Annotated in this window: 8 protein-coding genes and 1 pseudogene; 2 read left to right on the top strand and 7 right to left on the bottom strand. The window is 64.3% G+C overall.

Annotated features, from left to right (window positions below):
• Positions 1-217: 217 nt before the first annotated feature.
• Positions 218-1594, top strand: coding sequence for a VOC family protein (locus IB241_RS24775; RefSeq protein ID WP_192300812.1), 1377 nt, complete (start codon positions 218-220; stop codon positions 1592-1594).
• 166 nt (positions 1595-1760) lie between these two features.
• Here the strand turns inward: IB241_RS24775 and IB241_RS24770 are convergent, their stop codons facing one another.
• The 7 genes from IB241_RS24770 to lexA form a co-directional block, all read right to left on the bottom strand.
• On the bottom strand, positions 1761-1985 hold the full coding sequence (locus IB241_RS24770) for a DUF465 domain-containing protein (RefSeq protein ID WP_192300811.1): 225 nt from the start codon (positions 1983-1985) through the stop codon (positions 1761-1763).
• Positions 1986-2128: 143 nt separating this feature from the next.
• Complete coding sequence (gene uvrA / locus IB241_RS24765; RefSeq protein WP_192300810.1) at positions 2129-4636, bottom strand: excinuclease ABC subunit UvrA; 2508 nt, start codon at positions 4634-4636, stop codon at positions 2129-2131.
• Positions 4637-4644: 8 nt separating this feature from the next.
• Positions 4645-6345 (bottom strand): ATP-binding protein, encoded by a 1701-nt coding sequence (locus IB241_RS24760; RefSeq protein WP_192300809.1) that lies wholly within the window; start codon positions 6343-6345, stop codon positions 4645-4647.
• 109 nt (positions 6346-6454) lie between these two features.
• Positions 6455-9526, bottom strand: coding sequence for an error-prone DNA polymerase (locus IB241_RS24755; RefSeq protein WP_192300808.1), 3072 nt, complete (start codon positions 9524-9526; stop codon positions 6455-6457).
• Positions 9523-10938 (bottom strand): Y-family DNA polymerase, encoded by a 1416-nt coding sequence (locus IB241_RS24750; protein WP_192300807.1) that lies wholly within the window; start codon positions 10936-10938, stop codon positions 9523-9525. The genes IB241_RS24755 and IB241_RS24750 overlap by 4 nt, the downstream gene beginning before the upstream one ends.
• Before the next feature lie 7 nt (positions 10939-10945).
• Positions 10946-11560, bottom strand: a complete 615-nt coding sequence (gene imuA, locus IB241_RS24745) for a translesion DNA synthesis-associated protein ImuA (RefSeq protein WP_192300806.1) — start codon at positions 11558-11560, stop codon at positions 10946-10948.
• Positions 11560-12177, bottom strand: a complete 618-nt coding sequence (gene lexA, locus IB241_RS24740; protein ID WP_192300805.1) for a transcriptional repressor LexA — start codon at positions 12175-12177, stop codon at positions 11560-11562. The genes imuA and lexA overlap by 1 nt, the downstream gene beginning before the upstream one ends.
• Before the next feature lie 202 nt (positions 12178-12379).
• Between lexA and IB241_RS24735 the strand changes: the two are divergent.
• Positions 12380-13598: pseudogene (locus IB241_RS24735) on the top strand (type IV secretion protein Rhs); the annotation flags it as partial.

Genomic DNA, 13598 nt, shown 5'->3' with positions numbered 1-13598 from the left:
GATTCTTTCATGCCGGATGGGGCCGACTCCGTGAAGAATTAGTTAGGAAAACCGTCGGAAAATGAAATTCTTCGTTGGCGGTTTTTTGTCATATTCACGTCATCTCATTCATTTGCAGAATGAAGTCCTGAAGATTCTTCGTTTGCGCACACACCCCCTGCCCAACAAAATCCTGGCATCGGCTACGTCCACCACCATCGTCATCAGGAATTTTTCTATGCCCAGCACCGCACATGTCAGCCCCGACGAGATCCGCAAGGGCTTTTCCAAGGCCATGTCCGACATGTACCGAGATGAAGTTCCGCTGTATGGCGCACTGATGGCGCTGGTGGCCGAGACCAACACCCGCGTGCTCGAGGCCCAGCCGGACCTGGCGCAACAACTGCAACGCACCGGCGAAATCCAGCGCCTGGACATGGAACGTCACGGCGCCATCCGCCTGGGCACCGCCTTCGAACTGGCAACCATCGGCCGTCTGTTTGCAGTGATGGGCATGCAACCAGTGGGCTACTACGACCTGACCCCAGCCGGCGTGCCGGTGCATTCCACCGCGTTCCGCGCCGTGCATGAGCAGGCGCTGCAAACCAGCCCGTTCCGTGTGTTCACCTCGCTGCTGCGCCTGGAACTGATCGAAAACCCCGAGCTGCGCGCCTTCGCCGAAACCGCCCTGGCCAAGCGCTCAATCTTCACCCCTGGCGCCCTGGCGCTGATCGAACAAGCGGAAAAGGCTGGCGGCCTCAACGCCGTGGATGCCGAGGAATTTATCCTCCAGGCCCTGGAAACCTTCCGCTGGCATCACACCGCCACTGTCACCCGCGCTCAGTACCAGCAACTCAGCGACCAGCACCGCCTGATCGCCGACGTGGTGGCGTTCAAGGGCCCGCACATCAACCACCTGACCCCGCGCACCCTGGACATCGACCAAGTCCAGGCCGCCATGCCCGGCAAGGGCATCACGCCCAAGGCTGTGATCGAAGGCCCGCCGCGCCGCCAGTGCCCGATCCTGCTGCGCCAGACCAGCTTCAAGGCCCTCGACGAAGCCATCGCCTTCACCGACGCCAGAGGCAGCCACAGCGCCCGCTTCGGCGAAATCGAACAACGCGGCGTAGCCCTGACCCCCAAAGGCCGCGCGCTGTATGACCAGTTATTGAATGCCGCACGCGATGAGCTGGGCGCGTTCCCCAACGAGGGCAACGCCGCACGCTACATGCAACTGATGGAACAGCACTTCCAGGCCTTCCCCGACAACCACGCACACATGCGTGAACAGGGTCTCGCCTACTTTCGCTACTTCGCCACCGATGCCGGCCTGGCGGCCCGTGGCCAAGCCGATCAACCACGCACACTGGAGGCACTGATCGCGGCAGGTCATGTGACAGTGGAACCGTTGGTGTACGAAGACTTCCTGCCGGTGAGCGCGGCGGGGATTTTTCAGTCGAACCTTGGGGATGCCGCGCAGAGTCATTACGCGGCCAATTCAAACAAGGCTGAGTTCGAGAAGGCGTTGGGGCGCCGGACGATTGACGAGTTGGAGCTGTATGGCGAGACGCAGCAGCGCTCGATTGAGGAATGCACTCAGGCGCTGCTCGCCTGAAACAAGATACCCGCCCGGCTCACCAGCGTAATCCTTACGCCGTATTCGCCCCCAGAGCCCCAAGAGCCGGGTGGGTGACGGGCATCATAGGCAGCGACAGGGTCGCTGTCCGTAAGATTAATCTGAACAAATATGTCCGCCCCTTCTGTAGGGCGTGAGGCTTCATTCAGCCCAACTGCTCCACAATCCTATCCTTGACCAACAACCGTTTCTTCTTCAGCTTCTCCACATCCTCATCGCTGGCACTGGCCGCTTCCGCCTTCAGAACCTCTTTGTCGGCATCGTCGTATTGAGTGAGCAGCGCATCCAGACGCTTGTCGCCCGCCCTGCGTTCATGAACGGCTTCCTTGCTCCAACCCAAGTCCTGATACAGGTCGTGTTTCACTGGCATGACGTACCTCCGCATGTTGATCAATGGCTTACGCCCTTGAAGCTAGACCATTGCAAGGGGGGTGTCATGTTTGCGGTCACGACACTGTTCAAAATTCTGGGGCGGGCTTTTGGGGGAGCGGGCTTGCTCGCGAAGGCTGATGCTCAGGCCAGCTCCCGGGTCAAGAACGGCGCGGTGCGGCTGGTCTTGCTTCTGGCCACTTGCTGCGGCGTGCCACACGCCACCACATTCCCCCCCAGATCTCCCGCCCCCGGCCCGATGTCGATCACCCAGTCACTTTGCGCCACCACACGCATCTCATGTTCCACCACCACGACGCTGTGCCCCGCGTCCACCAGCTGATTGAGTTGGCTGAGCAGGCGGTCCACGTCCCGCGGATGCAGGCCGGTGGTGGGTTCGTCCAGGACGTACAGGGTCGCGCCCCGGGCATTGCGTTGCAGTTCGGTGGCCAACTTGATGCGTTGCGCCTCGCCGCCGGACAGTTCAGTCGCCGGCTGTCCCAGGCGCAGGTAACCCAGGCCGATGTCACGCAAAACCTGCAACGACCGCAGTACCCCCGGTTGCTCGGCAAATACGTCAACGGCCTGTTCCACCGTCAACCCCAGCACCTGGGCGATATTCAGGCCTTGCCATTGGATGGCCAGCGTCTCGGGGTTGTAGCGCGCGCCATGGCAGGTCGGGCACGGTGCGTAGACGCTGGGCATGAACAGCAATTCCACGCTGACAAACCCTTCTCCCTCGCAGTTCGGGCAACGGCCCTTGGCGACGTTAAAGGAGAATTGCCCGGCATCGTAATCACGTTTTTTCGCCGCCGGTGTCGCGGCAAACAGTTTGCGCACCTGATCGAACAAGCCGGTGTAGGTCGCAAGGTTGGAACGCGGGGTGCGGCCGATGGGTTTCTGGTCCACCTGCACCAGGCGACGGATCTGCTCCAGCCCGGCGCTGATGCGCCCACCGCTGGTTTGCGGGGCGGCGTCTTCCAGGCTCTGTTCTTCATCACTTTCCACGCTGCGCCCTAGGCCACTGCCCACCAGATCCAGCAGGGCCTGGCTGACCAGGCTGGACTTGCCCGACCCGGAAATCCCGGTAACCGCGGTAAAGCAGCCCAGCGGGAAGTCCACGCTCAGCGCGCGGAGATTGTTGCGCGTCACGCCTTCCAGTTTCAGCCAGCCGCCGGGCTCGCGACGCACCCGTGGCAAGGCGCTTTTTTCCGCGAACAGGTATTCCCGGGTCTGTGACGCTTCAACCTGCGCCAGGCCGGCCGGTGGCCCGCTGTACAGGACTTGCCCGCCATGCTCGCCCGCCGCCGGGCCCACATCGATCAGCCAGTCGGCGCGGCGCATGGTTTCCAGGTCATGCTCGACCACAAACAACGAGTTGCCCGCCGCCTTCAAGCGTGCGAGCGCGGTGAACAATGCCTCGCCATCCGCCGGGTGCAGCCCCGCCGACGGCTCGTCGAGCACATAGATCACGCCAAACAGCTGCGAGCCCAATTGCGTCGCCAGCCGCAAGCGCTGCAACTCGCCGGACGACAACGTCGGCGTGCTGCGCTCCAGGGACAAATAGCCCAAACCCAGCTCGATCAAGGTGCTGACCCGCTCCAGCAGGTCCTGGGCGATGCGTTGGGCGGCCAGGCGCTTTTCCACCGACAGTTGCATGCTGTCCTGCCCCGCCGCCACCGGCCGCAACAGCTCGGCCAGCTGGGTCAAGGACAGTTGCGACAACTCGCCAATGTCCACCCCGGCAAACTTTACCGACAGCGCCGCCTTTGTCAGCCGCTTGCCCTCGCATAAGGGGCAGGCGCTGCCCTGCATGAACTGCGACACACGCTTTTTCATCAGCGCGCTTTGGCTGTGGGTGAAGGTGTGCAGCACGTAACGCCGCGCTCCGCTGAAGGTGCCCTGGTAACTCGGCTCCAGCTTGCGCTGCAACGCCTCGCGGGTCTGCTCCGGGGTGAGCCCTGCATACACCGGCACGGTGGGGGTTTCTTCGGTGAACAGGATCCAGTCGCGCTGCTTTTTCGGCAGCTCACGCCACGGGATGTCCACGTCATACCCCAGGGTCACGAGGATGTCGCGCTGGTTCTGGCCTTGCCACGCCAACGGCCAGGACGCCACCGCGCGCTGGCGGATGGTCAGCGACGGATCGGGCACCATCAGCGCCTCGGTCACTTCATACACACGTCCCAGGCCGTGGCATTGCGGGCAGGCGCCTTGGGGCAGGTTCGGCGAAAAATCCTCGGCATACAGCATCGCCTGCCCCGGCGGATAACTACCGGCGCGGGAGTAGAGCATGCGGATCAGGCTCGACAAGGTGGTGACGCTGCCCACCGACGAGCGCGCGCTTGGCGTACCGCGCTGTTGTTGCAGGGCTACGGCGGGCGGCAGGCCTTCGATGGAGTCCACATCCGGCACGCCGACCTGGTCGATCAGCCGCCGCGCATACGGCGCCACCGATTCGAAATAGCGCCGCTGCGCCTCGGCATACACCGTGGAAAACGCCAGGGACGACTTGCCCGAGCCCGACACCCCGGTGAACACCACCAGTGCATCCCGCGGGATGTCCACGTCGACGTTGCGCAGGTTGTGTTCGCGGGCGCCACGCACCCGCACGAAACCGTGGAATTGAGGGGTGTTGCGCTGTGAAGTCATGGTCAACCTTATCTCGCGGTGAGCACGCTGCGCACCCGTTGCGTCAGGGCTTCGGGGCTGTAGGGCTTACTCAGCAGGTGAATGTCGGGGCTCAGCAAGTGATTGCTGGAAAGAATGTCGCGAGTGTGGCCGGAGGTGAACAGTACCGCCACGCTGGGTTGTTGTGCACGGGCCCAGGCGGCCAGGTCGGTGCTTTTGACGCGGCCAGGCATGACCACGTCGGTAAAAATCAGGTCTGGCAGCAAACCGCCTTGCAAGGCCTGCATGGCGTGGTCGCCGTCTTCGGCAGTGAGTACGGTGTAGCCCGATTGCTGCAGCAATTCGACCACGGTCAGGCGCACGCCTTCGTTGTCCTCCACCACCAGGATGGTTTCCTGCCCGCCGGTGTGGGGCAGTTGATCGATGTGCACGTCCAGGCTTTCCGGCTCCAGGCTGTGGGGGAAATACATCTGCACCACCGAGCCCTTGCCCTCCTCGCTCCACATCTCCACGTGCCCGCCACTCTGGCGCACAAACCCGAACACCATGCTCAGGCCCAGGCCGGTGCCGTGGCCTTCACGCTTGGTGGTGAAGAACGGCTCGAACGCGCGCTTGAGGGTCAGCGCCGACATGCCCACCCCGGTGTCGGTGACCGCCAGGCGCACATACTCCCCAGGTTTGATGCTTTTGCCCGCACAATCGCCGGGGTTGAGGATGATGTTTTCACCTGTGATGCGGATCACACCCTCGCCTTTCATCGCGTCGCGGGCATTGATCGCCAGGTTGAGCAGCGCGTTCTCCAACTGGTTGCGATCGACGTTGATAAGCCAGGCATCCTCGGGCATTTGCACGTCGATATGAATGGTTTCCCCCAGCGCCCGTTGCAGCAACTCACCCAGGCCCGCATAAATGCGTTGCGGGTTGTGCACCGCTGGCGACAGCGGTTGACGCCGGGCAAACGCGAGCAGTTGCGCCGACAGCTTGGCGCCGCGTTCCACCGCCGCAATCGCCGCCGCCACACGGCGCTGCACCTGGGCATTGTCTGGTTCATGGCGGGCCAGCAGGTGCAGGTTGCCGGCGATCACTTGCAACAGGTTGTTGAAGTCATGGGCCACGCCACCCGTAAGGCCGCCAATGGCTTCCAGCTTCTGCGACTGGCGCAGTTGCTCCTCGGCGGCGGAGCGCGCCTGTACTTCGGCGGCCACGCGCTGTTCGAGGTTGTGGGTGAGTTCCTGGCGCACCCGCTCGGACTGCACCAGTTCGGTGGTCTCCACCACAATCGCCAATACGCCCGCCGGTTGCTGGTTGTCGCCGGCGACCGGGCTGTAATAGAGGTCCAGCCACACGGTTTCCGGCAAACCGTTGCGCAGCAGCACCAGGTCCTTGTTGTTGAACGACAAGGTGCCGCCCGCCAGGCAGGTGTCCACCACGTGCCGGTTGAAGTCGGCGACTTCCGGCCAGCCCAGCTCCACCGGCGTGCCCAGCAGGTACGGGTGGCGACCGCCGGCGAACCGCGAATAGCTGTCGTTGTAGATCATGTAACCCAGGCGCCCCCACAGCATCACCATCGGCACGGGGGACGCCAACATCATCTGTACGTTGCAGGCCAGGCTGGTGGACCAGCGGTCGATGGGGCCCAGGTCGGTGGCCGACCAATCGAAGGCACGGATCCGCTGGGCCATTTCACCGGCCCAGCCTTCACAGCCATGGGGGTTGGATAAAAACTGCATCGGTTGGCTCAGTACGCAAAGAAGACATCGGCAAGTTTTGGAGCGCAGCAAACTTAGATGGTTTCAACCTATGTACGTTAGGCGTTAAACAACGCACCTACCACTCGTCTCAGTGAAAATCCCGACTGCGCACATGAATCCCTTCCAGCAGCGGTGTCAGGTCGGTCAACCGCCCGGCAATCAAGTGCCGCACCTCGCCCACCGCTTCCCAGCGTCCGTCCACTTTCAGCAGCCGCGACCCCACCAGTGCCTGGCGTTGGCGCTCGGCCAGGTCGCGCCAGACCACCACATTGAGGTTGCCAAACTCGTCCTCCAGGGTGACGAAGGTCACCCCGCTCGCGGTGCCTGGACGTTGACGGCCGGTCACCAGACCCGCGACGCTGACATTGCGCCCATGCTCCACCGCCATCAGCTCCCTGGAGCTGCGGCAGCGCCGTCTGCGCAATTCATCACGCAGCAACGCCAGCGGATGCGGGCCAAGGGTAGTGCCGACGGTGGCGTAGTCGGCCTGCAAGTCTTCCCCCACCGTGGGCGCGGGCAGTTCCACCACGTCTTCATCCGGGCTGGGCAAGCCGGCAAACAACCCGAGTTGCTTGTGCAACCCGGCCACCGCCCAGCGCGCCGTGTGCCGGTTGCCCGCCAAGGCGCGCAAGGCACCGGCATCCGCCAGCAACGCCTGAGCGCGGGCGTCCAGGCCTGCGCGCTCGTCCAGGTCGGCAATATCGTTGAACGGGCGACGTTGACGCGCCGCTTCGATGCGCCGCCCCTCCTCTTCGCGAAACCCCGCGATCATGCGCAAGCCCATGCGAATCGCCGGCTGCGCGCCCTCGATAGGTTCCAGGCTGCAATCCCAGTCACTGGCCTGCACATCCACCGGACGGATCTGCAACCGATGTCGCCGCGCATCCTGCAGGATCTGGTCCGGACTGTAGAACCCCATGGGCCAGCTGTTGATCAGCGCACAGGCAAAGGCCGCCGGTTCATGGCACTTGAGCCAGCAACTGGCATAGGTCAGCAAGGCGAAACTGGCCGCGTGGGACTCCGGAAAGCCATAGCTGCCAAAGCCCTTGATCTGCTCGAATATCTGCGCGGCGAACGCCTCGCTGTAGCCGTTTTTCAGCATGCCGGTGCGCAGCCGTTCCTGGTGCGGCTCCAGGCCGCCGTGGCGTTTCCAGGCGGCCATGGAACGGCGCAACTGGTCCGCCTCGCCGGGGCCGTAATCGGCAGCGACCATGGCGATCTGCATGACTTGCTCCTGAAACAGCGGGATGCCCAGGGTCCGCTCCAGCACCGCTTTCAATTGCGGCGAGGGATAGGTGGTCTCTTCCTCCCTGTTCCGCCGCCGCAGGTATGGATGCACCATGCCACCCTGGATCGGCCCCGGCCGCACGATCGCCACCTCGATCACCAGGTCATAAAAAGTCTTGGGCTTGAGCCTGGGCAACATCGACATCTGCGCCCGCGACTCGATCTGGAACACGCCGATGGTGTCGGCCTTGCTGATCATCGCGTAGGTCGCCGGGTCTTCCTTGGGAATGGTCGCCAAGGCCAGGTCGAGGTGACGATGGCGGCGCAGCAGATCGAAGCAGCGGCGGATCGCGCTGAGCATGCCGAGGGCGAGAATATCCACCTTGAGCAGGCCTACCGCGTCGAGGTCGTCCTTGTCCCATTGAATGATGGTGCGCTCGGCCATCGCCGCGTTTTCCACCGGCACCAGGGTGTCCAGCGGGTATTCGGAAATCACAAAACCGCCAGGGTGCTGGGACAGGTGCCGGGGGAAGCCGATCAGTTGCTGGGTCAGTGTGAGTACCCGACGCAGCAGCGGGCTGTCGGGGTCGAAGCCGCCTTCACGCAGGCGCTCAAGTGGCGGCGCAGCGTCGCTCCAGCGTCCGCAGCAGTCAGCCAGGGCGTTGATCTGATCCGGCGGCAAACCCAGGGCCTTGGCCACGTCACGCACCGCGCCGGCGGCATGGTAGCTGCTGACCACCGCCGTCAGCGCCGCGCGGGTACGGCCATAGCGCTGGAACACGTACTGCAGCACTTCTTCGCGGCGCTCGTGTTCGAAGTCCACGTCGATGTCCGGCGGCTCATTGCGCTCTCTGGACAGAAAGCGTTCGAACAGCATGTTCATCAGGCTCGGGTTGATCTCGGTGATCCCCAGGGCGAAACACACCGCCGAGTTGGCCGCCGAGCCCCGGCCCTGGCACAGGATCGAACGGCTGCGGGCAAAACGTACGATGTCGTGCACGGTGAGGAAGTAGCTTTCGTAGCCCAGCTCGCTGATCAGCTCCAGCTCGTTGTTGATCTGCTGCAAGGTCTTCGCATCCACGCCCTCTGGCCAGCGCCGGGCGATGCCCTCTTCGGTCACGGCGCGCAGCCAGGAGCGGGCGTCATGGCCTGCGGGCACCAATTCGCGCGGGTAGTGGTAGCGCAACTGGCTGAGGTCGAAGGTACAGCGCCGGGCGATGGTTGCGGTTTCGTCGAGCAAGGCTTGCGGGTACAACGCGGCCAGGGCGTCGAGGCTGCGCAGATGCCGTTCGCCATTGGGATGCAGGCGCGTGCCGGCTTCGGCCACCGGCACGTGATGGCGGATCGCGGTCATGGTGTCTTGCAGGGCGCGGCGGCCACGGGCATGCATGTGCACATCGCCACAGGCCACGGCAGGCAGTTGCAGGCTGGCGGCCAGTTGCAGGCGCTGTTCCAGCAGGCGTGCATCGTCCTGGCCGCAATGCAGCTGCACCGCCAGCCACAGGCGTTCGGCGAAGGTGCGGCGCAGCCATTGGATCTCGGCCTGGGTGGTGCGATCTTCGGCGATCCACAGTGCCAGCAGGCCGGGCAGCGGCTGGTCGAAATCCTCTTGCAGCAGGCGGTAGCGGCCCTTCTCGGCACGCCGGCGGGCCACCGTGATCAAGCGGCACAGCTGCTGGTAACCGCTGAGGTTTTCCACCAACAGCACCAGTTTCGGGCCGTTCTCGATGCGCATCTCGCTGCCGATAATCAGCGGCAACTGTACCGCTTTGGCCGCCTGCCAGGCGCGCACAATGCCCGCCAGGGTGCATTCATCGGTGATCGCCAGGGCGCTGTAGCCTTGGCGTTTGGCGCGTTCGAACAACTCCAGCGCCGTAGACGCGCCGCGCTGGAAACTGAAATTGGACAGACAATGCAGCTCGGCGTAACTCATGCAAACCAGCCTTGCAGCCACAGCCCATCGCGCTGGCCCACGGTGCGGTAGGCCCAGCCTTGTTGACCGGCACGGGTCTGGATCAGGTAGTAGTCGCGGCGGATGTCGGCGCCGTCCCACCAGCCGGATTCGATGCGCTCCGGGCCCATGAGGATCTGGATGCCCGGCTCGGCCAGCAGGGTCGGTTCGCTCAGCAACCAGCCGGGGCGCCGGACGTTGTTCAGGGGTGGGCTGGGGCGACTGTCGGCCGCCGCTTGCCAGGCGCATTCGGGGCGATGGTCGGCGTGAAAGCGCAGGCCCTGCACCGCGTCATCCCCCAGCCGGGCGCGCAGGCGTTCGCGCAGTTGCTCCCACGGCAGGGTCTGTTGCGGGCGGTCGTCGAACAGGTCCTGGCGCTGTGGCACGAACACCGGCAGGTCCTGGGCCACCAGGCGAAAGCCGCGCACCGGGGATGTCACCTGCACTTGCTCCAGGCGGCCGCGCGCCAGTTCGAACAGCATCGCCGGTTCACGTTCGGCACTGAGCAGGCCGACCTTGATCACGCTGTCGGGGGCCTGGGCATGCTCCAGGTGCAGGTCGAAACGCTGCACGCCACTGTCGCGCCCACAGAGGAAGGCGGACAGATCGCCGGTCAAGCGCCGCAACGGGAACAGCAGCGCCTGGTGGGATTGCACGTCGAAATTCAACTCGATGCGCACATCGAACTGATCCGGCGGTTGATAGAACGCCAGGGCCAGCGGGCGCTGCCCGGTCAAGGCATCGAGGTGTTTGAGCAGGCTGGCATCAAACCGCCGCGCCAAGGTGTGCCGGGGCAACGCCTGCACCTGGGCCAGGGTGCGCAGGCCCATGCGCGACAAGGCCGTGGCCGCTTGCGGGTCGAGGCCGGCGCGGTCAATCGGCAGCGGCGCCAGGGCTTGCATCAAGGCGCGGTCATCGGCCACCGCCAGGCCATCGTAGAGATTGGCCAGCACCCGCGCCGCTGCCGGGTTGGGCGCGGCGACGATGCGGTGACGAAAACCCAGCTCGGTCAGTTCCTGGCGCAAGCGCGCTTCGAACTGCGGCCACGGACCGAACAAGCCCAGGCTCGACTCGATTTCAAACAACAAGGCCCGCGGGTAATACAGGCTGACCTGGGAGCTGAACCGATAGGCCCAGGCTGCCAGGAATTGCTGCCAGCGTTCGATCTCGGCGGGGTCGTATTCGGCGCTGGCAAACGTCTGGACCAGGGCATGGGCGGCGGTCAGGGATTGTCCAGGACGCAGCCCCAACGCTCGGGCCGCATCATTGACGGTTTGCAACACGCGCCGCTGCGGCGTGCCGGCCAACAGGGCCAGGGGTTGGTCCGGCTCGGGGTGCGCACGCTGCACCCCGTCCAGCGCCAATTGCGGAAAGACAATACACACCCAGCGCATGCCAACCTCAGTGCCCGGCCAGGGCAATCGGCGCCGGGTGGGCCAGGCCGCCGCGGCACTTGAGCACCCGCACTTGCGCGGGCTTCGCTTCAACCGCCAGGCGCAACGCGGCGGGCGATGAGTTGATCGCCTCGTTCAAGGAGCGCCAGGCGAACGCCAGGGTCTGCCCGGTTTCCGCCGCCACCTGCAAGCGCCGCAGCGCACGGTCATCGGCCTTGCGCGGCCAGCACAACACCGCGCCGCAACTGCCGGAACGCAAACACTGCTCCACCGCCCACAGCGCATCGCGCTCCTCGGCCTGGATCACCGAGAGCAAACGCAGATCCACCCCGGCGTTCTGCCAGGCATGGGGATACGGCGTGTAGGGCGGCGCCACCAACACAATGCGCTCGCCGGCCTTTGACAAGCGTGCCAGGGTCGGCAGCACCAACTGCAACTCGCCGACGCCCTCCTTGGCCATGAGGATTTCACTCAACGCCGCCTCCGGCCAACCGCCGCTGGGCAACACCGCGTCCAACCCCGCCAGCCCGGTGGGATGCACGCTGGACGGTGGCGCGGCGGGCCGGCCTTTCCACACGCGGCCGCCATTGAACAGCGTGTCCAGCGCAACGACGGCACCCATCAGCCTTGCCTCACCAGGCCGCAGAACACCCCTTCGATGGCCAGGTCGCGGTCGGGCCCTACCACGATCGGTTGATACGCGGGGTTGCGCGGCAACAGGCGCACGCTGTCGCCGCTGCGTTCGAAACGCTTGATGGTCACTTCGCCGTCCAGGCGCGCCACCACAATCTGCCCGTTCAAGGCCTCGGCACTGCGGCGTACGCCGACCAGATCGCCGTCGAGGATGCCGTCTTCGATCATCGAGTCGCCCTGCACCCGCAGCAGGTAATCCGGGGTTTTGCTGAAGGTGGCTGGGTCCAGTTGCAGGCGGCTGTGCACTTCGGCATCGGCGCCGATGGGCAAGCCTGCGGCCACCCGGCCGAGCACCGGCACATCCAGCCACTCCGGGCGCGCCGGTTGGTTGAGCAAGCGAATACCACGCGCCTGGTTCGGGTTGACCTCGATAAAACCGGCCTCGGTCAACGCCAGCACATGCTTGCGCGCCACGCTGCGCGAGGCAAAACCGAAGGCCTCGGCGATCTCGGCGAGGCTGGGGGGCTGGCCTTGTTGCGCGATACGGTCGCGGATAAAGGTCAGGATGGCGGTGCGGCGGGGAGTCAGAGTCGTCATGGAGTACATTTGTACTCCTGTGGGAAATTTCTGACAATAGCCGCCAGTCGAGTGGCATCAGACCTGCCCTGTCGAAACCTCCCACACAACCGCCGGATTAGCTCTACTCCCCTGCTTTGAGAACCTCTGCAAAGTCCTTCGCCTGATTTTCACCATGCGAGGGATTGCAGATGGATGTTGTTTTGGATGCCCTGATCAAGGGGGCCGTGTCGTGATTTCCGCTACCAGCCAGGCGATTGGCTACCTGGTGCTGGCGGCCATGGATGCCAAATCGCGGGACGTCGACGCGGTTATCAGCGATTTCAACCGCTGCCTCAATACCTATGACGCCTGGACGCAAAGCGCCTTCAGTGTTTCGGCGTTGGAGGTTGAACAGGTATTTAAAGTCGGCAACGAGGTGGCACTCGTCGAACCCGCCAGCCGCTCCAATCTCCCCAGCAGCACCACCGCAACCTGCCCGGCCAATGGCACGTTGACCCTGGTGCACATGTTCCAGACTGCGCGATTCGTGCCCATCGGCAACACGCCGGTGAAGGTGCAGCGGATCGATTCAGATGGCCGCCCGCTAGGTGACCCCCTCCATAAAACCATCGGCCCGAGTGGCATCCTCGAAATCAGCGAATGCGAGCGCAACCAGCGCTACAAGGTCAGCTTCTATCCCAACCTCTCCACGGCACACTTCAAGGCGCTGTACGCCTCGTATCAGGCAGTGATCGCGCCGCTGGAAGACTGGCTGCGCAGCGAATGGAAGACCACCTTCAAACCGCTGTGGAAGGACTACTCCGAAGCCAACTTCCTCCAGCGCTACCTATCGCTGCACGAGGCCTATGCACGCGGGTTTGGCGAGGCACTGTATTCACTCTGGGACACCCTCAAGCAACTGTTCCAGTGGCTGGCAGACCCGCTGGCCCACGCCGAACAACTGTTGCATTACCTGACCGACCTCCAGTTCGAACAGCTGCTGAAAGCCGGCACCGACGCCATCGCCAAGGGTTTGCTGGTGTTGAGCGACGAGCCGCTGCTGTTTGTTTATCTGTCGGCGCTGGTCAGTTGGATGCGCCTGCTGCCCCCGCCGTATCTGAACGAGCTGCTGGGGGAGATCGGCGCCGAAGTGCTGATCAATCTGGTGCTGTGCCTTGCGACTGGCGGGATGGGCGTGGTGGTGCGCATGAGCGCGAAGGTGCTGGGCGGTATCAAGTCCCAGCGGGCGCGCAGGTGGCTGGAGCACATGGCTGGGCAGTTCGGTAAGTCTCGGCTGGCGGAGCATGTCGAGGCGGCCAAGCCGGTGTTGCTGGGCAGTCCGGCGACGCCGATTTCGGGGGTGCCGAGTGCGCAGTTGAAGGCCGGGACCGAGCTGGTTTCCAACCCGGTGACGGCGGTGCGGAGCAAGTCCAGGCAGCACACGACGTTGGTGCGACAGGAACCTGTCG

The organism is Pseudomonas sp. PDM05, assembly GCF_014851685.1.
Classification (GTDB): domain Bacteria; phylum Pseudomonadota; class Gammaproteobacteria; order Pseudomonadales; family Pseudomonadaceae; genus Aquipseudomonas.
The sequence above is the reverse complement of the archived record's forward strand: the minus strand, read 5'-3'. Positions and strand labels throughout refer to the sequence as shown.